This window comes from Streptomyces sp. NPDC017095, assembly GCF_044332325.1.
In the GTDB taxonomy this organism is placed as follows: Bacteria; Actinomycetota; Actinomycetes; order Streptomycetales; family Streptomycetaceae; genus Streptomyces.
On sequence record NZ_JBIROU010000001.1, the window covers coordinates 89,827 to 115,330 of the forward strand.

Consider the following 25,504-nt stretch of genomic DNA (forward strand, 5'->3'; position numbering starts at 1 on the left):
GCGGCCCCGCGCCCCTGGTCCGTCAGGGCAGCAGGCGCTGTTCCTTCGCCAGCGCCACCGCTCCCGCCCGGGTCTCCACGCCCAGTTTGTCGTAGATGCGGCGCAGATGGGTCTTGACGGTGGCCTCGCTGATGTAGAGGGCGCGCGCGATGGCGTGGTTGGCCAGGCCACGGGAGAGATGGGCGAGGATGTCGCGTTCCCGGGGTGTGAGGGTGGGGCGCGGGTCGCGCAGCCGGGACATGACCCGGTCGGCGACCGGGGGTGAGAGCGCCGGGTGGCCCTGGGCCGCGGCGTGGATCGCCGTGAACAGGTCCTCGGCGCGCTCGGCCTTCAGCAGATAGCCGGTGGCACCCGCCTCGACGGCGCGGGTGACGTCGGCGTCGGTGTCGTACGTGGTGAGGACCAGGACGTGCGGGGCGGACGGCTGGGCGCGCAGCCGGCGGGTGGTCTCGACGCCGTCGATGCCCTCGCCCAGTTGCAGGTCCATGAGGACGACGTCCGGGGCCGTCCTGCGGGCCAGGGCGAGCGCCTCCTCGCCGCTGCCGGCCTCGCCGACGACCTCGATGCCGGGCGCGCTGTGCAGGAGCGCCAGCAGTCCGGCGCGTACGACGGCGTGGTCGTCGCAGACGAGGATGCGCACCGGGGTCCGGGCGGCCGTACCGGGCGGTTGGGTCATCTCGGCTGCCAGGGGATCGCCGCCGACAGGGCGGTGCCCTCGCCCGGCGCCGACTCGACGGTGAGGGTGCCGCCCAGCTGACGCAGGCGGGCGCGGATGGCGGGCAGGCCGTGGCCGCGCTCCCCCGCGCCGGCCGCGGAGGCGGCGGGAGTGCGCGGGTCGAAGCCGCGGCCGTCGTCCGTGACGTCCAGCAGGATCTGGTCGTCCAGGCAGGTCAGGGTGAGGGTGGCGGTCGTGGCCGCCGCGTGTTCGCGGACGTTGGCCAGGGCGCCCTGGGCGATGCGCAGCAGGGCGGACTCCACGGGCGCGGGCAGCGGCCGGGGCGGGCTGCCCTCGGTGTGCACGCGGACGGTGAGCGCCGGTGTCGTCTCGCGCTCGGCGACGGCGTGCAGCGCCCGGTGCAGGCCGTCGCCCCCGGCCAGGTCGGCCGGGGTGAGGTCGTGCACGAAGCGGCGGGCCTCGGCGAGGCCGCGCTCGGCGGTCGCCGCGGCCGTGCGGACGTGGTCGCGGGCCGTGCCGGGCGCGGTCTCCCACAGCCGGTCGGCGGCCTGGAGCAGCATGCGCTGGCTGGACAGTCCCTGGGCGAGCGTGTCGTGGATCTCCCGGGCGAGCCGTTCGCGTTCGGCGAGGGTGCCCTCGCGGCGTTCGGTGGCGGCGAGGTCGCGCCGGGTGCGCACCAGGTCGGCGATCAGCGCGTCCTGGCGGGCCGCCTGGCGCTGCATGACGACGAAGACGGTGGTGGCCACGGCCGCCACCGCGGGCGGTGCCAGCAGCACGTTCGGGTCGGCCCAGCCCGCCAGGCGGAGCTGGGCGGCCACCGCGAGCGCGGTCAGCACGGCCACCAGCGGCACCGCGGCGCGCGGCGGGAGGGTGCGCAGGCCGGTGTAGAAGAGCGGGACCGCGCACCAGGCGAAGCTGGGGGCCAGGACGACGAGCAGGGCCCAGGCCGCCACGACCAGGCCGAGCCAGGTCAGCCGGCGCGGGGTGGGGCGGACGCCGAGAGCGGGACCGAGGGCGTAGAGCCCGGCCAGCAGCGCGGTCAGGGCGATCACCCACGGGGTGTGGGGTCGGTCGGCGTGCCGGGCCAGGTAGCGGGCGGCGGAGGCGAAGAGCAGCACGAAGAACGCCGTGTGCATGACGACGGCGAGGACGCGGGTGTCGTCGCGCTCGGCTACGGCCATCGTCGGCACCTCCCTCGGATCCGCGCTGAACTGGGCAAACACCCTCCATTGTGCCCGGGTACGCGAACCGCGGGGTCATCCGATCGGATGACCCCCGGGACATCCGGTCCACCGACCGGGCACCGTCCGTTCCGGGCCCAGGATCGATGGCGGAAGCGCATCCGCTCCCCTCGCCCACCGGAAGGAACCCCCAGCATGCCCAGCCGCACGAAGCCGTCCCGCCGTACCCGTGTCCTGGTGGGCGGCGCCGCCCTCGCCGCCCTGGCCGCCGGTGCGGCCGGCACGGTCGCCGCCAGCGCCGCCGACTCCCCCGGCGCCACCGCCGCCGCGCCCGCGACCGCCCGTGACGGGGAGCTGACCCGGCACACGCGGCTGACCGTGGACGCCGCCGAGAAGGCGGCGCGGGCCGCGCTGGAGGCCGCCGGGAAGGACGGCCGGCAGGTGTCCGTGGCCGTCGTCGACCGCGACGGCAACACCGTGGTCACCCTGCGCGGGGACGGCGCGGGCCCGCAGTCGTACGAGTCCGCCCAGCGCAAGGCGTACACCGCGGTCTCCTGGAACGCGCCGACCTCGGAGCTGGCCGGGCGGCTGGCGCAGACGCCGAACCTGAAGGACATCCCGGGCACGCTGTTCCTCGCGGGCGGCACGCCGGTGACCGCCAAGGGCGCGCCGGTCGCGGCCATCGGTGTCGCGGGCGCCCCGTCGGGCGACCTGGACGAGCGGTACGCGCGGGCGGGCGCGGCGGTGCTCGGCCGCTGACCCCGGCCGGCACCGGCGGACAGGAAAACAGCGCGTCCGGGACTGCCCCCGCGGGGCGGACCCGGACGCGCTGTCCGGCCGGTCAGACCAGGTCGAACCGGTCCGCGTCCATCACCTTGTGCCACGCGGCGACGAAGTCCTTGACGAACTTCTCCTTCGCGTCGTCACTCGCGTAGACCTCGGCGAGGGCGCGCAGCTCGGAGTTGGAGCCGAAGACGAGGTCGGCCCGGCTGCCGGCCCACTTCACCTCGCCCGTGCTCGCGTCCCGGCCCTCGAAGGTGGTCTGGTCCTCGGATGTCGCCTTCCACGCCGTGCCCGGGTCGAGCAGGTTGACGAAGAAGTCGTTGGTGAGGACGCCGGGCGTCTTGGTGAGGACGCCGAGCTGCGACTGCTGGTAGGTGGCGCCGAGGACGCGCAGACCGCCGACCAGCGCGGTCAGTTCGGGCGCGCTCAGGCTCAGCAGGTTGGCCTTGTCCAGCAGCAGGTACTCGGCCGGCAGGCGGTTGCCCTTGCCGAGGTAGTTGCGGAAGCCGTCCGCGGTCGGCTCCAGTGCCTCGAAGGACTCGGCGTCGGTGTGCTCCTCGCCGGCGTCCACGCGGCCCGGGGTGAAGGGCACCTGCACCGCGAAGCCGCCCTCCTTGGCGGCCTTCTCCACGGCGGCGGCACCACCGAGGACTATGAGGTCGGCCAGGGAGACCTTCTTGGCGCCGGAGGAGGCGTTGAACTCCTGCTGGATGCCCTCCAGGGTGCGCAGCACCAGGGCCAGCGCGTCGGGCTCGTTGACCTCCCAGCCGCGCTGCGGGGCGAGGCGGATACGGGCGCCGTTGGCGCCGCCGCGCTTGTCGCTGGCGCGGAAGGTGGAGGCCGACGCCCAGGCGGTGGTGACCAGCTGGGTCACGGACAGGCCCGAGTCGAGCAGCTTGGTCTTCAGGGCGGCGACGTCCGCGTCGTCGATCAGCTCGCCCTCGCGCTCCGGCAGCGGGTCCTGCCACAGCAGGGTCTCCTGCGGCACCTCCGGGCCGAGGTACAGCGACTTCGGGCCCATGTCACGGTGGGTCAGCTTGTACCAGGCGCGGGCGAAGGCGTCCGCGAACTCCTCCGGGTTCTCGTGGAACCGGCGGGAGATGGGCTCGTAGACCGGGTCGAAGCGCAGCGCCAGGTCGGTGGTGAGCATCGTCGGGCGGTGCTTCTTCGCCGGGTCGTGCGCGTCGGGGATGATCTCCGGGGCGTCCTTGGCGACCCACTGGTTGGCGCCGGCCGGGCTCTGGGTCAGCTCGTACTCGAACTCGAACAGGTTCTTGAAGAAGCCGTTGCTCCACCGGGTCGGCGTGCTGGTCCAGGTCACCTCCAGACCGGAGGTGATGGCGTCCGCGCCCTTTCCGGTGTTGTAGGTGTTCCGCCAGCCGAGGCCCTGCTCCTCCAGGCCGGCGGCTTCCGGGTCGGGGCCGACGTGGTCGGCGGGGCCGGCGCCGTGGGTCTTGCCGAAGGTGTGGCCGCCGGCGATCAGGGCGACGGTCTCCTCGTCGTTCATCGCCATCCGGCGGAACGTCTCACGGATGTCGCGGGCCGCGGCGAGCGGGTCCGGGTTGCCGTTCGGGCCCTCCGGGTTGACGTAGATCAGACCCATCTGGACGGCGCCGAGCGGGTTCTCCAGCTCGCGGTCGCCGGTGTAGCGCCGGTCGTCGAGCCAGGTGGTCTCGGGACCCCAGTAGACGTCCTCCTCGGGCTCCCAGACGTCCTCGCGGCCGCCGCCGAAGCCGAAGGTCTGGAAGCCCATCTGCTCCAGGGCCACGTTGCCGGTGAGGACCAGCAGGTCGGCCCAGGAGATGCTCTGGCCGTACTTCTTCTTGACCGGCCACAGCAGCCGGCGGGCCTTGTCGAGGTTGGCGTTGTCGGGCCAGCTGTTGAGCGGGGCGAAGCGCTGCTGGCCGGCGCCGGCGCCGCCGCGGCCGTCGCTGATGCGGTAGGTGCCGGCGCTGTGCCAGGCCATGCGGATCATCAGCGGGCCGTAGTGGCCGAAGTCGGCGGGCCACCAGTCCTGGGAGGTGGTCAGCACCTCGGCGATGTCCTGCTTCACGGCCGCGAGGTCGAGGGCCTTGAAGGCCTCGGCGTAGTCGAAGTCCTCGTCGAGCGGATTGGCCACGGCCGGGTTCTTGGCGAGGATCTTCAGGTTCAGCCGCTCCGGCCACCACTGACGGTTGCCGCCCCCCTGGGTCGGGTGCAGGGCCCGGTCGTGCGCGACGGGGCAACCGCCGCTCTCGCCCTCCGACTTGGCGTCTGTGACGATCGCGTCGTGGTTCTCAGTCATGGCAATCCTTCCGAACTGTGCGGAACTCGGTGCTCAGGATCTGCGGCCGGTGGAACAGTCGGGGCACAGGCCCCAGTACACGACCTCGGCCTCGTCGATGGCGAAGCCGCGGTCGTCCGAGGCGGTCAGGCAGGGCGCGTCGCCGACGGCGCAGTCGACGTCGGCCACGGCCGCGCAGGACCGGCACACGATGTGGTGGTGGTTGTCGCCCACGCGTCCCTCGAACCGGGCCGGGTGGCCGGCCGGTTCGATACGGCGTACGAGACCCGCCGCGGTCAGCGCGTGCAGGGCCTCGTAGACGGCTTGCAGCGAGATGTGGCCCACGCGGTCACGGACTTGGGAGGCGATCGCCTCGGCGCCGAGGTGGTCGCCGCCCCGGACGGTCTCCAGCAGCGCGACGCGGGCCGCCGTCACACGCAGTCCGGCACCGCGCAGCTCCTCGGCGGTGGTCGGTGTCCGGGAGGCGGTCATGGCGCTGAACCTACCGGCATAAACACGAACGGTTCAAGGAAATGAAGAATGCAATTCTGGCCGCCTTCCGGATGCGGTGTTCTGCGGTGTTCCAGGGGGCGGACCGCCACACGAAAGGCACGAACCTCGAACGGTGGGAAAATCTGACTTAGTGGTCGAAGTGGTCGTCGGGAGGGACGCCGGTGGACCTGGACACCGTCGCCGACGAGCTGTACGCGCTGCGGCCGGAGGAGTTCGTCGCGGCCCGCGACCGGCGTGCCCTGGACGCCCGCGCGGCCGGTGACCGGGCTCTGGCCAAGGCGATCGGCGCGCTGCGGCGGCCCAGCCTGGCCGCCTGGGCCGGCAACCTCCTGGTACGCCATGAGCCGGCGGAGGTCCGGCCGCTGGCCGCCCTCGGCGAGGAGCTGCGCCGGGCGCACCGCGAACTGGACGGCGCGCGGCTGCGCGAGCTGACCCGGCGGCGCAACGAGGTGATCGGCGCGTTGGGGCGGGAGGCCCGGCGGCTGGCCGCGTGGGAAGGGCACCCGGTGAGCGACGACGTGCAGCGCGAGGTCGAGCAGACCCTGCACGCCGTGCTCGCCGACCCGGACGCGGCCCACGAGTGGGCCACGGGCCGCCTGGCGAAACCGCTCCGGCCCGTGTCCGGTTTCCCCCAGACGGACGAGACCGCCCTGAAACACCACACGACCCCTTCAGCGACGACCGCACCGAAGGGCCGCGCTGGAGCGAAGAGCCTCGGCGGAGCCGAGAAGCCCGGCGGGGTGGAAAGGCCCGGTCGGGTGGAGAAGCGCGGTGGGGTGGAGGGGCCCGGCGGCAAGAAAAGGTCCGGTGGGGTGGCGAGGCCCGGTGGAGCAAAGGGGCTCGGCGAGGCCCGGGAGCCCGACGGGGCCCAGATGTCCGCCGGCACCGAGAAGCCCGGCCGAGCCGACGGAGCCGGCAAGACCGGACAGCCCGGCAAGACCGAGAAGCCCGGCGGAGCCGGCAGCACCGGAGAGTCCGACAGGGCCAAGAAGCCCGACGGGCCCCAGGTTCCCGGCAAGGCCAAGGAGCCCGGTGGGGAAAAGGGGCTCGGCGGGGCCCGGGAGCCCGGCGGGGCCCAGATGTCCGCCGGGATCGAGAAGCCCGGCCGAGCCGACGGAGCCGGCAAGGCTGAGAAGCCTGGCGGAGCCAGCAGCACCACAGAGTCCCACAGGGCCAAGAAGCCCGACGGGCCCGAGATTCCCGGTGGGGCCAAGGAGCCCGGTGGGGCCAAGGAGCCCAGCAGCGCCGCGGAGCTCAGCAGCGCCGAAAAGATCGGCAGACCCGACAGGCCCAAGACACCCAGCAGGACAAAGAAGCCCAGCGGCGCCGGAAGACCCGCCGCAGCCGAGAAGTCCCGCAGACCTCAGAAACCCGGCAGCGTCCGAAAAGCCGGTGGAGCCGACGCAGAGGCCCTGGCCGAAGACTCCGCCGCAGCCGCTCCCGGTCGGGCCGGGAAGACCGCCGCGGTCAGGGAGTCCGGTCGGGCCGGGAAGACCGCCGCCGTCAGGAAGTCCGGCCGGACCGGGAAGGCCGGGGGCGCCGGGAAGTCCGGTGCGGGGGGCGAACCCGTCGGGGCCGGGGTTTCCGGGACGGCCGAAAAGCTCAGCGGGACAAAGGAGTTCGGCGGAGTCGAGACGGAGCGTGGGTCGGGGGTGGCGCGGCGTGCGGACGAGCCGGCACACCGGCGTCGGCTCCGCGAGGCGCGCGACGCCGTGCGCGCCGCCGAGAAGGAGCTGCACGCCCGCGAGACGGAGGCCCGCGCCGCCGAGCGGGAGGCGGCGAGCGCCCGCGACCGCGTGGCCGGGGCGGACGAGCGCGTGCGGGCGCTGCGCGCCGAGCTGCGCGGCGCCGAGGAGGAGCGGCGGCGGGCCCGTACCGAGGAGCAGACGGCACGGGACCGCACCCGGCAGGCCGGCCGCGCCGTCCAGGAGGCCCGGCGCCGCGCCGGGACCGCCGCGGCCCGGGCGGACCGGCTGGGCAGCGGATAGCGGACCGGGGACAGCGGTACGACGGCCGGTCCGCCGCACGGGTGGAGGCGGGGCGCCGTACGCGCACGCTGCCGCCGCCACGGTGCGGGGCCGCACCCGTCCGTTCCCGAGGACGCCGGTCGCCGGGCGGCGCCCGCACAGCGGGTCGTCACGCCCCCGTACCCTCTTCCCGTGCCAGCCTCCCGCCTGCATCGCGTCGCCGTCCTCGTGCTCGAAGGCGCGAAACCGCTCGATGTCGGAATCCCTGCGCAGGTGTTCACGACCCGCGCGAGCATGCCGTACGAGGTGCGGGTGTGCGGGGCGGCACCCGGTCTCGTGACCGGCGGCGACGGACTCGCATACTACGTCGCCCACGGACTCGACGCCCTCGCGTGGGCCGACATCGTCTTCGTCCCCGGCTACCGGTTCCCGGATCGCGACGACCCGCCGCCGGCCGTCGTCGACGCGCTGGTCGCCGCCCACACCCGGGGCGCGCGGCTCGCCGCGATCTCGACGGGCGCCTTCGCGCTCGCCGCCACCGGCCTGCTCGACGGCCGGCGCGCCACGACCCACTGGCACTACACCCGGGCACTCGCGGCCAGGCACCCGCTCGTCCAGGTCGACGAGAACGTGCTGTTCGTCGACGAGGGCAGCGTGCTCACCTCGGCCGGCGCCGCCTCCGGCATCGACCTGTGCCTGCACATCCTGCGCGGCGACCTCGGGGTGGCCGCGTCCAACCACGCGGCCCGCCGCCTGGTCGCGGCCCCCTACCGCAGCGGCGGCCAGGCCCAGTACGTGCCGCGCAGCGTCCCCGAGCCGCTCGGCGAGCGGTTCGCCGACACCCGCGAGTGGGCGCTGCACCGGCTCGGCGAACCCCTCACCCTCGACATACTGGCGCGGCAGGCCGGGGTCTCGCCGCGCACGTTCTCCCGGCGCTTCGTCGAGGAGACCGGCTACACCCCGATGCAGTGGGTGATGCGCGCCCGCATCGACCTGGCCCGCGAACTGCTGGAGCGCTCCGAACGCGGCGTCGAGCAGATCGCCGCCGATGTCGGCCTCGGCACCGGCGCGAACCTGCGGCTGCACTTCCAGCGCATCCTGGGCACCACCCCGAGCGAGTACCGGCGCACCTTCACCCGGGGCGAATGAACCGCCCCGGACCTCCTGGCGGGATCCTTTTGAACCATGGCGATCCCGCCACTGTCGGCGGTGCCCGGCCGCGGGCGAGCCTGGTCGGGCGAAGGGAAGGGACATCACTCATGACTCGCATCGCCATCAACGGATTCGGCCGCATCGGGCGCAATGTGCTGCGCGCACTGCTGGAGCGCGACAGCGCCCTGGAGGTCGTCGCCGTCAACGACCTCACCGAGCCCGCCGCGCTCGCCCGGCTGCTCGCCTTCGACAGCACGGCCGGCCGGCTCGGGCGCCCGGTGAGCGTGGACGGGAACACGCTGGTCGTCGACGGCCGGCGGATCACGGTGCCGGCCGAGCGCGAACCCGCGCAGCTCCCCTGGGCCGAACTCGGCGTCGACATCGTCCTGGAGGCCACCGGCCGCTTCACCTCGGCCAAGGCCGCCCGCGCCCACCTCGACGCGGGTGCGAAGAAGGTGCTCGTCAGCGCGCCCTCGGACGGCGCCGACGTCACGCTCGCGTACGGCGTCAACACCGACGCCTACGACCCGGACGTGCACACGATCGTCTCGAACGCCTCGTGCACCACCAACGCGCTCGCGCCGCTGGCCGCGGTCCTCGACGAACTCGCGGGCATCGAGCACGGGTTCATGACGACGGTGCACGCCTACACGCAGGAGCAGAACCTCCAGGACGGTCCGCACCGCGACCCCCGCCGCGCCCGGGCCGCCGGCGTCAACATCGTGCCGACCACGACCGGTGCCGCCAAGGCGATCGGCCTGGTGCTGCCGAACCTCGAGGGCAAGCTGTCGGGTGACTCGATCCGCGTCCCCGTCCCGGTGGGCTCGATCGTCGAACTCAACACGACCGTCGCCCGCGACGTGACGCGTGACGACGTGCTGGCGGCGTACCGGGCCGCGGCGGAGGGGCCGCTCGCCGGCATCCTGGAGTACTCGGACGACCCGCTGGTGTCGTCCGACATCACCGGCAACCCCGCCTCGTCCATCTTCGACTCGGCCCTCACCCGCGTCGACGGCCGCCACATCAAGGTGGTCGCCTGGTACGACAACGAGTGGGGCTTCTCCCACCGTGTGATCGACACGCTGGAACTCCTCGCCGGACACTGACCGGACGCCGGGACGGCACCCGCCCCCGGCGACCACGCGGGCCGGCCCTTCCACCACACGGGCCGGCCCTTCGCCATGCCGGCCGGGGCGCGGACGTGCTGCTGCGCGGCGGCCGCACTCCGCGCCCCGCACCGCGGGAGCCGCCCACACCGCGGGACCGCCCTCACCCGAGCGGGCATACCCGGTCCGCCGTACGGGGCATCCGTGCCGGTCCTCGTCCGGCAGCAGTGTGATGTTCGCCGGGCGGCGTGAGGCGCGGGGGGCGGACGGGCAACGTACCCGTTCATGCCCCACGCGATTTCCCTGCGGCAGGTGATGCGATGACCACGGCGACGACCCGGACGCCCCGGACGCCGCCCGCACGGACCGGCGCGACGGCCGCCGGACCCCCCGCACCGGCCGCCGCGCCCTCGCTGCCCTCGCTCACCGGACTGCGCTGGATGGCGGCGCTGCTGGTGTTCGGACTGCACGTGCACAACTTCGCCTGGTTCGGCGGCACCGGCGGCCGCCTCGTCGCCTGGGGTTTCGGCGCCGGCGCCAGCGGAGTGTCCTTCTTCTTCCTCCTGTCGGGATTCGTCCTGACCTGGTCGGCGCGGCCCCGGGACCGCGTGCTCGCCTTCTGGCGACGGCGGATCGCGCGGATCTACCCGGTGCACCTGGTCACCCTGGCCGGCGCCTTCCTCCTGGCGTCCGCGCTGACGCACCAGGCGCGGCCCACGCCGAAGCAGGCCCTGGCGAACGCGCTGCTGCTGCACTCCTGGTGGCGGCCGTGGTGGCAGACGCTGAACCCGGTGAGCTGGTCCCTGGCGTGCGAGGCGTTCTTCTACGCCGCCTTCCCGCTGCTGTACCTGCTGCTGCGGCGGCTCGGGGCGCGCGGCTCGGTCCTGCTCGGCGGGCTGGCGGCGGTCGCGGTCCCCGTGCTGGCCTGGGCCGACGCCCATCACTGGTGGACGCACTCGGTGTACTCGTTCCCCGCCGCGCGGCTGCCCGAGTTCGTGCTCGGCGCGGTGACCGCGCGGCTGGTGCTGCTCGGCCGCTGGCGTGGGCCCGGCCTTGAGGCGTCGCTCGCCCTGGCCGTCATCGGGTACTTCCTGGTCCCGCAGGTGACCCCGGGCTACTCGGCCACCGTGTGCACCCTCGCCGGGTTCGCCCTGCTCATCCCCGCGGCGGCGGTCGCGGACCTGCGCGGGCTGCCGTCCCTGTGGCGGCGCCGGCGGATGGTGCGGCTCGGGGAGCTGTCGTTCGCCTTCTACATGGTCCATCTGCTGGTGCTGCGCGCGGCGGCCACCGTGCTGGGCCCGAAGCCGCGGTTCGGCGTGCTGCCGGGGCTGGCGGTGAGCGCCGCCGCGTTCGCCGTGTCGCTCGCCTTGTCCTGGGCCCTGTACGAGGGGGTGGAGCGTCCGGCGCGCCGGCTGCTGCTCTACCGCCGCCGGCCGCCCGCGCCGACGGATCCGCTTCCGGCCCGTCGGGAGGCCCCGGCCCAGGTACCCGACTGACGGCCACCGACTGCGACAGACGGCGACAGGAGGCGACAGGAGGCGACGAGCGGCCACCGGGTGCGACGGGCGGCGACAAGCGGCGGCCGGCTGCGACGGAAGCGTAGGCGCCCTGGTCAGCACGGGTTTCCGCGCGCGGAAGCACGGGCGGCCCGGCGTTCCGGCCGAGCCGTCCCGCGTACACGCGAGTGACGTCCGCAACATCGAGGAGAGTCTCGCGGATTTCGGGGTAGGCGCCTGCCGACACCGGGCCGGCGGCGTGTTCCGCCGGGCCGGCCGCACTCACGCATCTAAGGAGCCGAGCAGCGTGCGCGGAAGACAGCACGGGGCGAGCGGGTGGCCGGCCACCGGCCGGTCCCCCTCCCCTGCCCACCGGCGCACCGCGCCACGCCGGCCCCTGCCCGGGCGCCTCCCGAGCCGTCCGGAGCACGTCCTGTCGCCCGGGACGTACGCCCCGGCAGCCGCAGACCGGTGCCCGCCGGCCGCCGGCCGCGCCACCGCGCCGGCCGTGACCGCCGCACCGCACCGGCTGTCCCCGGCCCCCTCCGCCGTACCCGCCGCACGGCTCGGCCGGCCCTCCGGACCGCGCCGGGTGCCCGGCCGGCCGTCCCGGGACCGCCCCTCGGCCGGCCCGGTCACGCCGGAGAAAACGCTGACGGGAGCGGGTTTTGAAGGCCCCGACACCGAGAGCTACGGTGGGCGGTCGGCAATGATCGGCTCGGGAGAGCCGGTCCACCAGCGCACCTGGCTGCGCGAGAGGAGAGGATGACAGTGCCCGAGCAGGACGCGGCCCCGTCGGCACCGCAAGTGGTGAGTTCCTTCCTGGAACAGCGCAAGGAACAGATCGCCCAGCGCTGGGCCGACGCCCCCTTGTTCCGCTCGGTCTTCACCGTCTCCCGCGACGAGGCGGTCGAGGCGTGCAAGGCCGTGGTGGACGCCCTGTCGGAGGTGGCCGTCAGCGGACGCCTGGAGGACACCAGGGCGCCCGGCTACGCGCCGGTGCGCGACCAGTTGGGGCGGATGACCCAGTCCCGGGCCCGCACCGGGTCCACCCCGGCCCAGATCGCCGACGAGGTGGCCGCGCTGCGCGCCCCCGTGATCGAGCTGCTGCGCGACGAGTTCCCCGATCCCGCGGCCCCGCAGGCCCAGGAGTGCGTGCTGGCGCTGACCCTGCTGCTGGGCACGCTGCGCCTGGTGGTGCTGGAGACGGCGCTCGACGCGAACACGGAGCTGATCGAGCGGCAGCGCCAGCAGCTGCTGGAGGTGGCCACGCCGGTCATCAAGCTGTGGGAGGGCACGGTCGCCGTCCCGCTGATCGGGACGCTGGACAGCGCGCGGGCCCAGGGGGTGATGGAGTCGCTGCTGGAGGCGATCGTCGACCAGCGCGCCCGGTACGCCATCCTGGACATCACCGGTGTGCCGACGGTCGACTCGCTGGTCGCGCAGCACCTGATGAAGACGGTGGCCGCGGCCCGGCTGATGGGCGCGGAGTGCATCGTCTCCGGCATCCGCCCGGCCATCGCGCAGACCATCGTGCAGCTCGGCATCGACCTGGGCTCGGTCCTCACCCGGGCCTCGCTGTCCGACGCGCTGGCCTACGCGCTGGGCAAGCAGGGCATCGAGGTGTCCCGTTCGGACGCGGCTGTGAGCGCCCGGTGAGCCAGCCCTTCCCCGGCCACTCGACCCAGATCCCGGTGCTCGCCCTGGGTGACATCCTGCTCGTCTCCTTGCAGGGCGAGCTGCACGACGGCATGGCCGAGCAGTTGCAGCACGACATCACCAACCGGATCGCCACCCACCGGGTGACCGGTGTGGTGATCGACATCTCCGGTGTGGACATGGTCGACTCGTTCCTCGGCCGGGTGCTCGCGGAGATCGCCTCCACGGCCCGGCTGCTGGCGGCCCGTACCGTCCTCGCCGGGATGCGGCCCGCCGTGGCGATCACCCTGGTCGAGCTGGGTCTGACCCTGCCCGGCCTGGTCACCGCCCTGGATGTCGACCGTGCCATGGAACTCCTCTCCCAGAGGGGGAGCTGATGCAGACGTCCGGCCAGGTGACCGCGACGAGCCTGCCCATCGGGTCGGACGCGGACCTGGCCTGGGTACGGCAGCATGTGCGGCAGTGCGCGGCGGCGCTCGGATTCGGCCTGGTGCAGCAGACGAAGCTGGTGACGGCGGCGAGTGAGCTGGCCCGGAACACGCTGGTGCACGGTGGTGGCGGCCGGGTGGAGATCACTCCGCTGGACGACGGGCGCAACCGGGGCCTGCGCATGTCCTTCATCGACAGCGGTCCTGGCATCCGCGATCTTCAACTGGCCATGACCGACGGGTACACCTCCGGTGGCGGTCTCGGCCTCGGACTGAGCGGAGCGAAACGGCTGGTGCACGAGTTCAGTGTGGACACCGAGCCCGGCCGGGGCACGACGGTGACGGCCGCATCCTGGGTGAGCCAGGTGCCCGGGTCGCGTCCGGGGGTGGGATGAGCCGGGTGTGGGAGGTCCCGGTGCACGACTCCACCCGGGTCCGGGACGCCCGGATCGCGGCGCGCGAGGCGTGCGGTGAGTCGGGGCTCGCTCCGGCGCGTACGGCGGCGGCCGAGCTGGTCGCCACCGAGCTGGCCACCAATCTGCTCAGGCACGCCGACGGCGGGCGCATGGTGGTGAACCTGGTGGAGCCGCCGGACGGCGCGGGCGGCACGTCGGTGCAGTTGTTCTCGCTCGACCAGGGGCCGGGCATCCCCGACGTGGGCGCCGCGCTGCGCGACGGCTACTCCACCGCCGACGGCTCCCTCGGCGCGGGGCTGGGTAGCTGTCTGCGCAGCGCCAACGCCTTCCACCTGTTCAGCAGGCCGGGCCGGGGCACGGTGGCGACGGCCCGGATCGACCCGGAGCCCGCCGGACGCGGGGCGCCCACGGCCCAGTTGCCCGCGGGCGGGATCACGGTGGCCCTCGGGCAGGCCGGGGACTCCGGTGACGCCTGGGGCTGGGCGCGTTCGGGAGGGACGCTGACGATGCTGCTCGCGGACGGTCTCGGGCACGGCCCGAAGGCGGCGCACGCCTCTACCGCGGCGGTGCGGGAGCTGCGCCGCGCCGCGCATCTGCCGCCCGAGGAGATCCTGCGCCGGCTGCACACGGCGCTGCGGCCCACCCGGGGTGCGGCGGTGACGGTGGCCCAGGTGGACACGGACCGGGCGGAACTGAGTGTCGCCGGGGTCGGCAACGTGGGCGGGCGGGTGCGTACCGGGGAGTCGTGGTCCTCGCTGGTCGCGCACCCGGGGATCGTCGGGGCGTACTTCCCGGCGCAGGTTCCGGTGCGCCGGCTGCCGTGGCGGCGGGACAGTCTGCTCGTCCTGTACAGCGACGGACTGCCCAGCCGGTGGACACCGCCGGAGGACTCCGGGCTGCTCGCCCACGATCCCTCGGTGGTGGCCGCGGCCATCCTGCGCGACGCGGGCAGCCCCGCCCGCCCCGTACGCGACGACACCACCGTGGCCGTACTGGCCCCCGACCGCCGGACCCGCACCCATGACAGCCGCTTCTGAGACCTGGACCCTCGCCTCCGCCGCGGACGCGGCCCGCGTCCGCGCCGTGCTGGCGCGGCTGACCGCGGACGCCGGGGTGCCCGCGCTGGACCGCGCCCGGTTCCTCGGCGCGCTCGGCGCCCGGCTGCGGCACGGCCTGGCCGCGGGCGGTACGGAAGTGGCCGTGGCCGCCGGCGCGGACGGGGAGCTGCGGGTCGCCGTGGACGGCCCGGAGCCCTGGCGGCACACGCTCCGCTGCCCGGCTCCCGTGCCCGGCCCGCTGCCCCGCCCGGACGAGGTCTCGCTCGCCGAGGCACTGCTGGAGGCCGACGAGGACACCGCCGCGCTGCTGACCAGTCTGGCGGAGACGGAGGAGCTGCTCGGGTTCCACCGGGAGGAGCTGCACCAGACCAACCAGGGTGTGCTGGCGCTGCACGCCGAGCTGGAGGCGGCGGCGCTGGCGCAGCGCGATCTGCTGGACGCCGAGCGGGCGGCGCGCGCCGAGGCGGAGAAGGCACGCCGGCTGCTGACCTTCCTGGCCGACGCGAGCGCGACCCTCAACGCCTCCCTGGATCACGAGGACATCCTGCGCCGGCTGCCCCGGCTGCTGGTCCCGCGGTACGCCCGGCACGTCGACGTCTGGCTGATGGACGACGAGCGGACCCCGGGCGAGCGGGTGGCGGCCACGGTGACGGCGGCGCGCACCGGCCGGCCCCAGCACGCGGGACCCCGCCCCGGCGGGCTGCCCGGCGTGGACGACCTGCCCGCCTCGGCGATCTCCCCGGACCGGCCGCTGCTGTGCCTGCCACTGGGCGCGCGCACCGTGCAGGGCGTGCTGACGCTGGTCGCGCCGGGCGACCACTTCGACCCGGACACCACCGTGATGCTGCTGGAACTGGCCCGGCGCGCGGGTACCGCCCTGGACAACGCCCGCCAGTACGAGCAGCACCGGGATGTCGCCGAGGCGTTGCAGCGAGCCCAGCTGACCGACCTGCCCCACACCTCGGACCTCGCGCTGGCCGCGCGCTATCTGCCGGCGACGCGCGGCCTGAACATCGGCGGTGACTGGTACGACGCCTTCTCCCAGCCGGACGGCAGTGTGCTGGCGGTGATAGGCGACGTCACGGGGCACGGGCTGCGCGCGGCGGTGATCATGGGCCAGTTGCGCACCGCGCTGCGTGCCTACGCCGTCGAGGGCAACGGCCCGGCGCGGATCCTCACCCTGCTGCACCGGATGCTCCGCCACCAGCAGCCGGAGCTGTACGCGACCTGCGCGATCGCCCGGTTCACGCCCGGCGAGCCGGACGTGGTGTGGGCCGCCGCGGGCCATCCGCCGGCCGTCGCCCGCGGTCCCGGCGGCGAGGTGCGGGTGCTGGAGGAGAAGCCGGGCATCATGCTCGGGGTTCCGCTGCCGTACGAATACGAGGAGCACGCCGTGGAGTTGCCTGCGGGCTCCACGCTCGCGCTGTACACGGACGGCCTGGTGGAGCGGCGGTCCGCCGGGATCGACGCGGGCATCGACCGGCTGGCCCGGGCGATGGGCGACCTCGGCAGAGCGGATCTGACGGATCTGGACGCGGCGGCGGACGCGCTGCTCAAGCCGATGCTGCACGACTCCGAACACGACGACGACATCTGTCTGTTGCTCTGCCGCACCGCGCGGGGCTGACCAGCCGTGCGCCGGCCTCCGGTCGCGGAGGCCGGCACAGGGCGGGGCGTCACTTGTTGAGGCAGTAGTTGCCGAAGGCCGGGTTCAGCAGCCCCACGATGTTGATGCTGTTGCCGCACACGTTGGCCTGGATCTCGATCGGCACCTGGACGACGTTGCCGGACAGGACGCCCGGGCTGCCCACCGCGACGCCGGTCGTGCCCGGGTCCGAGTCGGCGACGGCGGCGGTGGCGCCGGTCAGGGCGAGGGCGCCCGCGAGTACGGTCGTGGTGGCGAAGCTGCGAAGACGCATGTTCTTCCTCACGGTTGGCATTGGGACGCCTTCATCACATCCCGTGAGGTGTGCCGTTCGCCTCTCCTGGTACGCCGTTCGGGCAGGCCCTCGCCCGGATCTCCGCCGGGTCCGCGGGTCAGGCGGCGGACGGGAAGCGTTCCCAGACGCGGTGAGCGGCGAGCAGCCCGGTGAGCTGCCCGAGCACGGTGGTCGCGGTGTCGCCGACGAGCACGCCGGGCGCGTCGAGCGGGATGCCGGCCGCTTCCAGCGCGGCTTCTCCGCCCTTGGCGGCGCCGATGGCCTTGCCGTGCCGGTACGCCTCTTGCAGCAGCAGTCCCACGCGCGGGTCGGGCGCGGCGCCGTGGCCGCCGGGCTGGCCGGCCTTGGCGTCCCGGGCGCCGTAGGCGTCGGCGCCGATCCCGGGTGTGCCGGCCACCAGGATGGCGTCGAACTCCACGGAGCGCGCGGTGGCGTAGGTCCGCTGGACGGTCACCGGGTCGGCGCCGTCACCGAGGGTGCCGCCGGCCGGTGCGATGACCAGCGGGACCATGCCGCCGTCGAGCACTTCCTGGCGTACGGCGCGTACGCCGTCCAGGTCGCCGTCGGGCCCGGTGAGGATGCCGATGATCCGACCGTCGGTGGGCCAGGTCTGCCCGATCTGGGAGAGCGCGGGGCTGGGCTCGACGTCGGCGAGGGGCACGGTGGGCTCGGGCGCGGGCAGGCCGAGGCCGGCGGCGACGCCCGCGCACAGCTCCGGGTCGATGTTCGCCAGGACCTGCAAGGCCCGCTCCCGGATGGCCTGCTCGTAGCACTTGCCGAGCTCGAAGGTGTAGGCGGCGATGATGTGCTCGCGCTCGGGCGGGCTCATGCTCAGCCAGAACCGGCGCGGCTGGCTGAAGTGGTCGCTGAACGACTCGGGTGCCTCGCGGACCTTGGTCGCCTCGGGGACGCGCACGGGTGTCTCGACGAAGGCGCCCAGGTCGGCGCCCGCGGTGAAGGGGCAGCCGCCGTCGAGGGAGTTGGGCCGGTAGGGTGCCACGCCCCGGTGTACGGCCGTCTGGTGGAAGCCGTCGCGGAGCATGTCGTTGACGGGTGCGTGCGGCCGGTTGATCGGGAGCTGCGGGAAGTTGGGGCCGCCCAGCCGGGTGATCTGCGTGTCCAGGTAGGAGAAGAGCCGGCCGGCGAGCAGCGGGTCGTCGGTGATGTCGATGCCGGGGACGAGGTGGCCGACGTGGAAGGCGACCTGTTCGGTCTCGGCGAAGAAGTTGGACGGGTTGCGGTCCAGGGTGAGCAGCCCGATCGGCTGCACGGGCGCCAGTTCCTCGGGGACGATGTTGGTCGGGTCCAGCAGGTCGATGCCCTCGAAGGTCTGGTCGGGCGTGTCGGGGAAGGTCTGGATGCCGAACTCCCACTGCGGGTAGGCGCCCGCCTCGATGGCGTCGGCGAGGTCCCGGCGGTGGAAGTCGGGGTCGACGCCGTTGATGATCTGCGCCTCCTCCCACACCAGGGAGTGCACGCCCAGCTTCGGCTTCCAGTGGAACTTCACGAGCGTCGTCTCGCCGGCCTCGTTGACCAGGCGGAAGGTGTGGACGCCGAAGCCCTCCATCGTCCGGTACGAGCGCGGGATGCCGCGGTCGGACATGTTCCACAGGGTGTGGTGGGCGGCCTCGGTGTGCAGGGTGACGAAGTCCCAGAAGGTGTCGTGGGCGCTCTGCGCCTGCGGGATCTCCCGGTCGGGGTGCGGCTTGCCGGCGTGGATGACGTCCGGGAACTTGATGGCGTCCTGGATGAAGAAGACCGGGATGTTGTTGCCGACCAGGTCGAAGACGCCCTCGCTGGTGTAGAACTTCGTCGCGAAGCCCCGGGTGTCGCGGACGGTGTCGGCGGAGCCCCGGGAGCCGAGCACGGTGGAGAAGCGGACGAACACCGGGGTCTCGACGTCCTCGGCGAGGAACGCCGCCTTCGTCACGTTCGCCGCGGTGCCGTAGCTGCGGAAGACGCCGTGCGCTCCGGCGCCGCGGGCGTGGACCACGCGCTCCGGGATGCGCTCGTGGTCGAAGTGCATCACCTTCTCCCGCAGGTGGTGGTCCTGGAGGAGCACCGGGCCGCGGGGTCCGGCCTTGAGGGAGTGGTCGGTGTCGGGGAGCCGGGCGCCCTGGGCGGTGGTCAGATAGCTGCCGCTCTGCGCCATCCGGGCCTGGTCGGCGCCGGTCGGCTGGCCGGTCGGGGAGACGGTGTCCGGGCCGGTCTGGTCGGGCTTGGGCGGCAGCGGCTCACGGGGCTCGGTCGGTTCGGCGACGGTCGGGGACTGCGGCGCGGGCTTGCCCGGGATGCCGTCCTCCGGGCCCGCGGGTCCGCCTTGGAGGGCGTCCGCCACCTTGTCCGCGGCGCGCTTCAGGGGGTTCGTCTCGCTCATCGGTGATGCAGTCCTTCGCTGGTCACGGGTGCGGGTGGGTCCGGCAGGCACGGGCGGCCGCCGGGTGCGCGGTGGCGACGCCGGGGAGCTGGCGCGGGCGCCATGGCGCCGGCCGGGCCGGATGCGGGTGGGATACGGATGAGATGCGGATGGAAGGGGTCGGTGGCGGCCCCGTACCGGGGTCCCCGGGCGGGAGCGTCCGAAACCGGGAACCTCGGGGAGTTCCCGGTCGGGGTGAAGTCGGGCCGTCTCCCATCAAGTTGCCGGGACGGCAGGCCCGCCGGACGCGTCGGCCCGGACCCGGGGACCACCGGCAGGGCCAGGCACCGCCTCCCGCCGAGGGCGTGTGCCTCGGCAGGGCCGGCGCCGTGACCCGGGGCGGACCGTGATCCGGCCGCCCGCACTGGTCACCCTAGGCGCAGACGGGAGCCGGCGCAGTTCGGTGCGGGGCCGGCGACGGGCCTGCGGCCGGTCGGTCAGCGGACCGGTGACGAGTCCTCGGCCGGCCGGTCAGGGGCGTACGGGTCCGGCCGGTGTCACGGGCGGGCCACGACGCGGAAGCTGTCCAGGGCGGGGTCCGCCGCGTCCGGGATGAGGAAGCCGTGGGCGACACCGCTGCGCAGGTAGTCGACGACCTCCGCGGTGATCACCTCGCCCGGCGCCACGACCGGGACGCCCGGCGGATAGGGGCTGATCGTCTCGGCGGCGATCCGGCCCACGGCCTGGTCGGCGGGCACCTGTTCGGCGGGGCCGAAGAAGGCGTCGCGGGGCAGGACGGCCTGTTCCAGTTCGAGGACGCCGGGCGCGGGCAGGTGCACGGCGGGCTGCCGCTCGATGGTGTCCGCCCGCTCCACCAGCGAGTGCACCGACTCCACCAGCAGCTTCTCGGTCTCGTCGTCGTCGGCGTAGGTGATGGAGGCGCTGATCCGGCAGCTGTCCGAGCCGCCCACGTCGATGTGGCAGTGGGTGCGCAGCCACTCCGCCGCCTGCATGCCGCTGATGCCGAGGTCCCGCACGTCGACGACGATCTTCAGCGGGTCGTACTCGGCGGCCAGTCCCTCCTCGATGATCTCGCCGCCCATCACCCGCAGCCCGGACAGCTCCCGCAGCCGGGCCCGGATGCGCTCGGCGCGGTGCAGGGCGGCGTCCAGGAGGCCGTGGCCCTGCTCGACCATCTGCCGCCGCCAGCCGTCCAGGGTCGCGTACACCAGGCTGGAGGCGCTGGTGGTGCCGAGCAGGTCCTCGCGCTGTTTGAGCACGTCGGGCGAGACCCGGTCGTGCTGGAGGTGGAAGACCGAACTCTGCTCGATGGCGCCGCCCATCTTGTGGACGCTGGTGACGACCAGGTCGGCGTCCGCGTTCATGCCCCACACCGGAAGGTCCGGGTGGAAGGGCAGGTGGGCGCCCCAGGCCTCGTCCACGATCAGCGGCACGTCGGACGCGTGGCAGGCGTCGGCCACCGCGCGCACGTCGGCGCAGGTGCCCCAGTCGGTGGGCGTGATCAGCAGCATGCCCTTGGCGTCCGGGTGTTCCCGCAGCCGGGCGCGCACGTCGTCGGCCTCCGGCGGATGGGCCATGTGCCGTTCGCCGTCGAACTTGGGGTGCACCCAGATGGGTTCCACTCCATTGATGATCACCGCGGCGATGACCGACTTGTGCGCGTTGCGGGACAGCAGCAGCTTCTCGCCCGGGCCGGCGACCGCGCACATCGCGGTCCGCACGGACAGGGAGCTGCCGCAGGTGGAGAAGAAGGCCTGCTCGGCGCCGACCGCGTCCGCCATCAGCTCCTGCGCCTGCTGGAGCACGCCCTGGGACTGGCGGCGGTCGTCCAGCCCGTTGAGGCTCAGCACGTCGGAGCGGAAGACGTCCAGTCCGACGATCTCGGCCACCCGCGGGTCGGCGCCGCGGCCCTGCTTGTGCCCGGGAGGCCCGTACGCCACGTCCCCTCGCCGCCGGAACTCCTGCAGAGCCTCCAGAACGGGTACGCGTGAGTGGTCCATGCAAGCCTCCTGAGCCGGTCGGTTCCGCATCCTCCGTGTTGCACCGGCCGGGCGGCCCAAACCCGGTGGGCCGGTGTCACAGGGCCGTTCGGGTGGAACCCGGCGGGCGCACCCACCCGTTCCGCCGTACCCGCAGGAGGTTCTCGTGTCCCTGTACGACCGGATCCGCGAGGAGGTCGCGCGGCGCGCCGACGCGCTGTGGGCCGTGGCGTCGACGCTGCACGCCGACCCGGAGACCGCGTTCGCCGAGCACCGGGCGGCGGCGCTGCTCACGGGTGAGCTGGAGGGCGCGGGGTTCACGGTGCGGCGCGAGGCGGCGGGGCTGCCGACGGCGTTCACGGCCCGCTCGGGCCACGGCCGGCCGGTGGTGGCGTTCCCGCTGGAGTACGACGCGCTGCCCGGGCTCGGCCACGCCTGCGGGCACAACCTGATCGCGGCGGCCGGCCTCGGGGCGGCCCTGGTGGTGGACGCCGTGCGGGACGGTGCGCCGGGCACGGTCCTCGCGGTGGGCACGCCCGCCGAGGAGGGAGGCGGCGGGAAGGCGCTGGAGGTGGAGGCGGGCGTCTTCGACGGGGTGGACGCGGCGCTGATGTTCCATCCGGGGGTGTACGACTGGGTGCGGGCGCCGCTGACCGCGCAGGAGCAGTACCGGGTCGCGTTCCGGGGCCGGGCCGCGCATCCCACGGGCAACCCGACGGAGGGCGTCGACGCGCTCGCCGCGCTGATCGAGCTGTTCAACGTGGTCTCGGCGCTCGGCCGGCGGCTGCCGGAGGGCTCCCACGTGCAGGGCATCATCACGCACGGCGGCACGGCCACGAACATCGTCCCGGAGTACGCGGAGGGCCGGTTCGGGCTGCGCGCGCTCACCACCACCGCGCTGGACGAGCTGGCGGGACAGCTCCGGACGGCCGCCGAGGGTGTGGCGCGGGCGACCGGCACGACCGTGACGGTGGACCGGGCGAGCGTGCGCTACGAGCACTTCCGGGACAGCACGGCGCTGTCCGAGCGGTTCGCCGGTCATCTGGGCCGCGCCGGGATCACCCTGACCCCGCCCGCTCCCGGCGTCTACCTCGGCTCGTCCGACATCGGCAACGTCAGCGGCCGGGTGCCGGCCATCCATCCGTTCGTCTCGATCATGGGCGCCGGTTCCGACCACACGCCGGAGTTCGCCGAGGCGGCGGCCTCGGACCGGGCCCGCCGGGTGCTCCTCGCGGTGGTGGAGGCGCTGGCCTGCACGGCGGCGGACACGCTGACGGATGAGGGCCTGCGCGAGCGGGCCTGGGAAGGGCTGCGCCGGTCCGAGGCGTGAGGGCGGAGGCCGGGCCGGGCGGAAAGGACAGGAGGGTCAGGACGGGCCGCCGCAGCGGACCTCGCGTTCGTCGTCGCGGCCGTCGGCTGCGGCCCGGGCGCGCACGTGTTCCACCGCGGCGGGCAGCGCCCGGCGGATCGCCTCGGGCAGCGTGCCCCGAACGGGCCACTCCACCACGCAGCGCGCCACCTCGCGCAGTTTGGTGTTGGTGTGCTGCGAGATGTGCTTGAGGACCTCCCAGCCCTCCTCCGGGCGCATCCGGGCCATGGTGATGACGACCCCGATCGCCTGGTCGACCAGGGCGTGCGAGCCGAGCGCCCGGCGTAGCTGGGCGACCTCCTCCCGGAGTGCTCCCAGCTGGTCGGCCTGCTCGTCACGTCCGATCATGCGATCACCTTGCGCGGCATGCCCGCCCGGCGCCAGCCGTCCGGCGAACGATCCGGCATACGGCCGTACAGAAAGCGAAAAAGCGGCGGGGCCACGGTCACGCGGGTCGCGGCCCGGTGGGGTTTCCACCACCCGGGCCGCTTCGCGTCCTTGTACCGGAGCGCCTACCGCCGGGCCCCCGCACGAGACCCTGTCGGCCGGCTGACCGGCGGACTACGGGAAGGACGTCACCTTGGACGGCACGGTGTCGGTGCCCGAGGTGGGTGCGCCGGTGCCGTTGACGACGTGCGCGTACTGGCCCTTGCCGCCGAGGGAGATCACCAGCAGGTCGTGCATCCTGATTCCGGAGGTGGCGGGCACCTGGAAGCCGTGGGCCTGGACGATCGACGGATCGGCCGTGTAGTTGCAGTAGCTGCCCAGGCCCCACGCCTCGTGGGTGGTGACGGAGTCGGCGACCTTGTAGGCCGCGTAGCCGACGATGCCGTCGTGGGTGACGGCGGCGGCGTTCGGGGCGTCGTACGCCTTCTCGTTCTGGAAGAAGACCGTCCGGCCGCGCTCTCCGCTCCAGTAGACGTCGTACTTGTTGAAGTGCTCCACGAACAGGCCGGTGGCCAGCACGTCGTTGCCGTTGACCCGCAGGCCGTAGTCGGCGCGGTTGGTCTCCCAGCCGACGCCGCTGCCGTGGTCGGCGCGCCAGATCCAGGTGTGGTCGACGATGACGTTGTTGCTGTCGACCACCACGGAATCGGTGGCGAGACCCGGTCCGGCGCCGCCGATGCGGACGAACACGTCCTGCATGGTGGTCGGGTTGGCGGAGTGGTCGGCGGTGGCTCCCGGGGTGCCGATCCGCAGGAGCGTGTCGGACCTGACGGAGCCCGCGTCGATCAGGAAGCCGGCCAGCTTCACGCCGTCGACGTCGGCGACGTGCATCGCGTCGACGCCGTTGTCGGGGACGAGGGTGGCGAGGCCGAGGCCGAGGACGACGGTGTTCGGACGGGTGACGTCGATGGTCTGGTCGAGGTGGTAGACGCCGGGGGTGAACAGGAGGTTGAGACCCTGGGCGAGGGCCGCGTTGATGGTGGCGGCCGTGGCGCCCGGCTTGACGACGTAGAACTGGTCGAGCGGGAGCGAGGTGCCCGCGTTCGCGGGCCAGGAGACGCCCCGGGCGTTGGTGCGCTTGGCCGGGACGAACACCTTGTAGGCGGAGCCGTCCAGGTAGAGGAACGGCTTCTCGCGGGAGACCGGGGTGGTGTCCAGGGTGGTGTACGGGCCGCTGTCGAAGTTGGTGGCCGGTGCGCCCTGGACACCGGAGAAGGTCATGTTCCACACGCCGTTGGTCCAGCCGCCGACGGAGCTGTCCCGGGTGTACCACTGCTGCTGGGAGTACGGGCCGACGGTGCCGTCGATCTTGGAGTCGGCGATGTAGCCGCCGGAGGCCCAGCCGTAGCCGTTCGGGGCGAGGTTGAGGCCGCCCTTGACGTGGATGCGGCGGAAAGGTGCCGCCTGCGCGACCGCCCAGCGGTCGGTGCCGTTGGACGGGGTGAGGGCGAAGTTCTCCGCCGAACGCCAGAAGTTCTGGGTGGCGTTGCCGTTGAACCAGCCGGCGTCGACCGTGACGTCACCGTTGATCTGGGTGTCGTCGGGGTTGAGGCCGAGCCCGGACAGCGAGGTGTAGAAGCCGAGTTGGGCGTTGATGCCGTTGTAGGTGCCGGGCTTGAGCAGGAACTGGTAGCGGCCGGTGCCGAACTGGTCGGACTCCTGCCGGGCGAAGACGTCGTCGAACTTCTGCTGGAGGTTCGGGGTGGAGGGGTCGACGACGATGACGTTCGGGCCGAGGTCGCCGCCGCCCTGGACCGGCGGGACACCGGTGGTGCCGGTGTGCACGGCGACCTCCCACAGCGAGTAGCCGTAGCCGGTGCCGCGGGCGGTGCCGAGGATCCGGACGTACCGGCCGGACCCGCCGACGTCGTACGACGCCGTGCCGCCGGACGCGCCGGCGACGCTCTTGAGGGTGCTCCAGCTCTGGCCGTCCGCGGAGGCCTGGATCTGGAAGTCCCTGGCGTAGGCGGCCTCCCAGTTCAGGTCCACCTTGCACAGGTCCCGGACGGCGCCGAGGTCGACCTGGAGCCACTGCGGGTCGGTGGCCTGGCTGGACCAGCGGGTGGCGGTGTCACCGTCGAAGGCGGCGGAGGCGGGCGTGCCGGCGTTCTCGGCCGAGGAGGCGGTGGCGGGCTTGCCCCGGGCGGCGTTGGCGGTGTCGCAGCCGGCCTGGCCGCCGTCCAGGCCGCCGAACACCTGGAACTCCCACAGCGAGTAGCCCCACTGGGTGGCCCGGTGGACGCCGAGCATCCGGACGTAGCGGCCGTGCCCGGACACGTCGAGCGTGTCGGCGCCGCCGTCGGACCCGGTGACGGACTTCAGGTCGGTCCAGGCGGTCCCGTCCGCCGAGATCTGGACCTTGTAGTCCTTGGCGTAGGCGGCCTCCCAGTCGAGGACCACGCGGGTGACCGAGGCGGAGGCGCCGAGGTCGACCCGGACCCACTGGTCGTCGGTGGCGGCCGAGGCCCAGCGGGTGGAAGTGTCGCCGTCGACGGCGAGGCCGGCGGCGGTTCCGGCGTTCTCCTGGGACGACGCGGTGGCCGACCTGCCCTGGGACAGGGGGATCTCGGCCGCGGTGGCCGAGGGGTGGGTGGCGGGGAGGGCGGTCAGCGCGGCCGTTGCGGCCAGCGCGACACCCAGGGATCTCCATCTCATTTCGGGCGGCTCCAGAGGTGGGCGGGGTCCACATGCCTG

General features: G+C 73.9%; 20 protein-coding genes. 11 read left to right on the forward strand and 9 right to left on the reverse strand.

The annotated features are described in order from the left end of the window. Positions 1–22: 22 nt before the first annotated feature. The gene (locus tag ACH4OA_RS00380) at positions 23–676 is read right to left on the reverse strand and encodes a response regulator (RefSeq protein ID WP_397966868.1); all 654 of its coding nucleotides are present in this window, start codon (positions 674–676) and stop codon (positions 23–25) included. Continuing rightward, a complete protein-coding gene (locus ACH4OA_RS00385; RefSeq protein ID WP_397966870.1) occupies positions 673–1,857 on the reverse strand; it encodes a sensor histidine kinase in 1,185 nt (394 codons plus the stop codon). Before ACH4OA_RS00385 ends, ACH4OA_RS00380 begins: the two co-directional genes overlap by 4 nt. Before the next feature lie 195 nt (positions 1,858–2,052). Here ACH4OA_RS00385 and ACH4OA_RS00390 point away from each other — a divergent pair, with 195 nt between their 5' ends. Beyond that, positions 2,053–2,616, forward strand: a complete 564-nt coding sequence (locus tag ACH4OA_RS00390) for a heme-binding protein (RefSeq protein WP_397934835.1) — start codon at positions 2,053–2,055, stop codon at positions 2,614–2,616. A gap of 82 nt (positions 2,617–2,698) precedes the next feature. Here ACH4OA_RS00390 and katG read toward each other — a convergent pair whose 3' ends face one another. Both katG and ACH4OA_RS00400 read right to left on the reverse strand, forming a co-directional pair. Further along, positions 2,699–4,924 (reverse strand): catalase/peroxidase HPI, encoded by a 2,226-nt coding sequence (katG, locus tag ACH4OA_RS00395; RefSeq protein ID WP_397945417.1) that lies wholly within the window; start codon positions 4,922–4,924, stop codon positions 2,699–2,701. Positions 4,925–4,957: 33 nt separating this feature from the next. Continuing rightward, a complete protein-coding gene (locus ACH4OA_RS00400; protein ID WP_365883586.1) occupies positions 4,958–5,395 on the reverse strand; it encodes a Fur family transcriptional regulator in 438 nt (145 codons plus the stop codon). Positions 5,396–5,577: 182 nt separating this feature from the next. On the opposite strand from ACH4OA_RS00400, the gene ACH4OA_RS00405 reads away from it, so the two are divergent. The 9 genes from ACH4OA_RS00405 (at position 5,578) to ACH4OA_RS00445 (ending at position 16,325) form a co-directional block, all read left to right on the forward strand. Beyond that, positions 5,578–7,404, forward strand: coding sequence for a hypothetical protein (locus ACH4OA_RS00405; protein ID WP_397966872.1), 1,827 nt, complete (start codon positions 5,578–5,580; stop codon positions 7,402–7,404). A gap of 171 nt (positions 7,405–7,575) precedes the next feature. Beyond that, the gene (locus ACH4OA_RS00410; RefSeq protein ID WP_397934839.1) at positions 7,576–8,532 is read left to right on the forward strand and encodes a GlxA family transcriptional regulator; all 957 of its coding nucleotides are present in this window, start codon (positions 7,576–7,578) and stop codon (positions 8,530–8,532) included. A gap of 110 nt (positions 8,533–8,642) precedes the next feature. After that, on the forward strand, positions 8,643–9,641 hold the full coding sequence (gene gap, locus ACH4OA_RS00415; RefSeq protein ID WP_397934841.1) for a type I glyceraldehyde-3-phosphate dehydrogenase: 999 nt from the start codon (positions 8,643–8,645) through the stop codon (positions 9,639–9,641). A gap of 320 nt (positions 9,642–9,961) precedes the next feature. Further along, complete coding sequence (locus ACH4OA_RS00420) at positions 9,962–11,137, forward strand: acyltransferase family protein (protein ID WP_397966874.1); 1,176 nt, start codon at positions 9,962–9,964, stop codon at positions 11,135–11,137. Between the two features lie 765 nt (positions 11,138–11,902). Then, positions 11,903–12,796: an STAS domain-containing protein gene (locus tag ACH4OA_RS00425; protein WP_397934845.1), complete on the forward strand. Its 894-nt coding sequence runs from the start codon at positions 11,903–11,905 to the stop codon at positions 12,794–12,796. Beyond that, positions 12,793–13,173: an STAS domain-containing protein gene (locus ACH4OA_RS00430; protein WP_397934847.1), complete on the forward strand. Its 381-nt coding sequence runs from the start codon at positions 12,793–12,795 to the stop codon at positions 13,171–13,173. Before ACH4OA_RS00425 ends, ACH4OA_RS00430 begins: the two co-directional genes overlap by 4 nt. Further along, entirely contained in the window at positions 13,173–13,619 is a 447-nt protein-coding gene (locus ACH4OA_RS00435) for an anti-sigma regulatory factor (protein ID WP_397966876.1), read from the forward strand. Before ACH4OA_RS00430 ends, ACH4OA_RS00435 begins: the two co-directional genes overlap by 1 nt. Before the next feature lie 5 nt (positions 13,620–13,624). Further along, on the forward strand, positions 13,625–14,677 hold the full coding sequence (locus ACH4OA_RS00440; protein WP_397935631.1) for a SpoIIE family protein phosphatase: 1,053 nt from the start codon (positions 13,625–13,627) through the stop codon (positions 14,675–14,677). Then, the gene (locus tag ACH4OA_RS00445) at positions 14,661–16,325 is read left to right on the forward strand and encodes a PP2C family protein-serine/threonine phosphatase (RefSeq protein WP_397934849.1); all 1,665 of its coding nucleotides are present in this window, start codon (positions 14,661–14,663) and stop codon (positions 16,323–16,325) included. The genes ACH4OA_RS00440 and ACH4OA_RS00445 overlap by 17 nt, the downstream gene beginning before the upstream one ends. 49 nt (positions 16,326–16,374) lie before the next feature. Here ACH4OA_RS00445 and ACH4OA_RS00450 read toward each other — a convergent pair whose 3' ends face one another. From ACH4OA_RS00450 to ACH4OA_RS00460, 3 genes are all read right to left on the reverse strand, one after another. Then, positions 16,375–16,617, reverse strand: coding sequence for a chaplin (locus ACH4OA_RS00450; protein WP_365881291.1), 243 nt, complete (start codon positions 16,615–16,617; stop codon positions 16,375–16,377). 118 nt (positions 16,618–16,735) lie between these two features. Next, a complete protein-coding gene (locus tag ACH4OA_RS00455) occupies positions 16,736–19,015 on the reverse strand; it encodes a catalase (protein ID WP_365881293.1) in 2,280 nt (759 codons plus the stop codon). Positions 19,016–19,551: 536 nt separating this feature from the next. Further along, positions 19,552–21,015: an aminotransferase class I/II-fold pyridoxal phosphate-dependent enzyme gene (locus ACH4OA_RS00460; protein WP_397934851.1), complete on the reverse strand. Its 1,464-nt coding sequence runs from the start codon at positions 21,013–21,015 to the stop codon at positions 19,552–19,554. A 145-nt stretch (positions 21,016–21,160) separates the two neighbouring features. Here ACH4OA_RS00460 and ACH4OA_RS00465 point away from each other — a divergent pair, with 145 nt between their 5' ends. Continuing rightward, a complete protein-coding gene (locus ACH4OA_RS00465; RefSeq protein WP_365881296.1) occupies positions 21,161–22,324 on the forward strand; it encodes an amidohydrolase in 1,164 nt (387 codons plus the stop codon). A 36-nt stretch (positions 22,325–22,360) separates the two neighbouring features. On the opposite strand, the gene ACH4OA_RS00470 is transcribed toward ACH4OA_RS00465, so the two are convergent. Next, positions 22,361–22,711, reverse strand: a complete 351-nt coding sequence (locus tag ACH4OA_RS00470; protein ID WP_397934852.1) for an ANTAR domain-containing protein — start codon at positions 22,709–22,711, stop codon at positions 22,361–22,363. Positions 22,712–22,924: 213 nt separating this feature from the next. Next, complete coding sequence (locus ACH4OA_RS00475; RefSeq protein WP_397934854.1) at positions 22,925–25,465, reverse strand: discoidin domain-containing protein; 2,541 nt, start codon at positions 25,463–25,465, stop codon at positions 22,925–22,927. Between the last annotated feature and the right edge of the window lie 39 nt (positions 25,466–25,504).

Coding starts and splice junctions, on each gene's coding strand:
- ACH4OA_RS00445 (WP_397934849.1), top strand. CDS start 14,661: ATGACAGCCGCTTCTGAGACCTGGACCCTCGCCTCCGCCGCGGACGCG.
- gap (WP_397934841.1), top strand. CDS start 8,643: ATGACTCGCATCGCCATCAACGGATTCGGCCGCATCGGGCGCAATGTG.
- ACH4OA_RS00425 (WP_397934845.1), top strand. CDS start 11,903: ATGACAGTGCCCGAGCAGGACGCGGCCCCGTCGGCACCGCAAGTGGTG.
- ACH4OA_RS00460 (WP_397934851.1), bottom strand. CDS start 21,015: ATGGACCACTCACGCGTACCCGTTCTGGAGGCTCTGCAGGAGTTCCGG.
- ACH4OA_RS00470 (WP_397934852.1), bottom strand. CDS start 22,711: ATGATCGGACGTGACGAGCAGGCCGACCAGCTGGGAGCACTCCGGGAG.
- ACH4OA_RS00455 (WP_365881293.1), bottom strand. CDS start 19,015: ATGAGCGAGACGAACCCCCTGAAGCGCGCCGCGGACAAGGTGGCGGAC.
- ACH4OA_RS00420 (WP_397966874.1), top strand. CDS start 9,962: ATGACCACGGCGACGACCCGGACGCCCCGGACGCCGCCCGCACGGACC.
- katG (WP_397945417.1), bottom strand. CDS start 4,924: ATGACTGAGAACCACGACGCGATCGTCACAGACGCCAAGTCGGAGGGC.
- ACH4OA_RS00435 (WP_397966876.1), top strand. CDS start 13,173: ATGCAGACGTCCGGCCAGGTGACCGCGACGAGCCTGCCCATCGGGTCG.
- ACH4OA_RS00390 (WP_397934835.1), top strand. CDS start 2,053: ATGCCCAGCCGCACGAAGCCGTCCCGCCGTACCCGTGTCCTGGTGGGC.
- ACH4OA_RS00400 (WP_365883586.1), bottom strand. CDS start 5,395: ATGACCGCCTCCCGGACACCGACCACCGCCGAGGAGCTGCGCGGTGCC.
- ACH4OA_RS00475 (WP_397934854.1), bottom strand. CDS start 25,465: ATGAGATGGAGATCCCTGGGTGTCGCGCTGGCCGCAACGGCCGCGCTG.
- ACH4OA_RS00450 (WP_365881291.1), bottom strand. CDS start 16,617: ATGCGTCTTCGCAGCTTCGCCACCACGACCGTACTCGCGGGCGCCCTC.
- ACH4OA_RS00385 (WP_397966870.1), bottom strand. CDS start 1,857: ATGGCCGTAGCCGAGCGCGACGACACCCGCGTCCTCGCCGTCGTCATG.
- ACH4OA_RS00380 (WP_397966868.1), bottom strand. CDS start 676: ATGACCCAACCGCCCGGTACGGCCGCCCGGACCCCGGTGCGCATCCTC.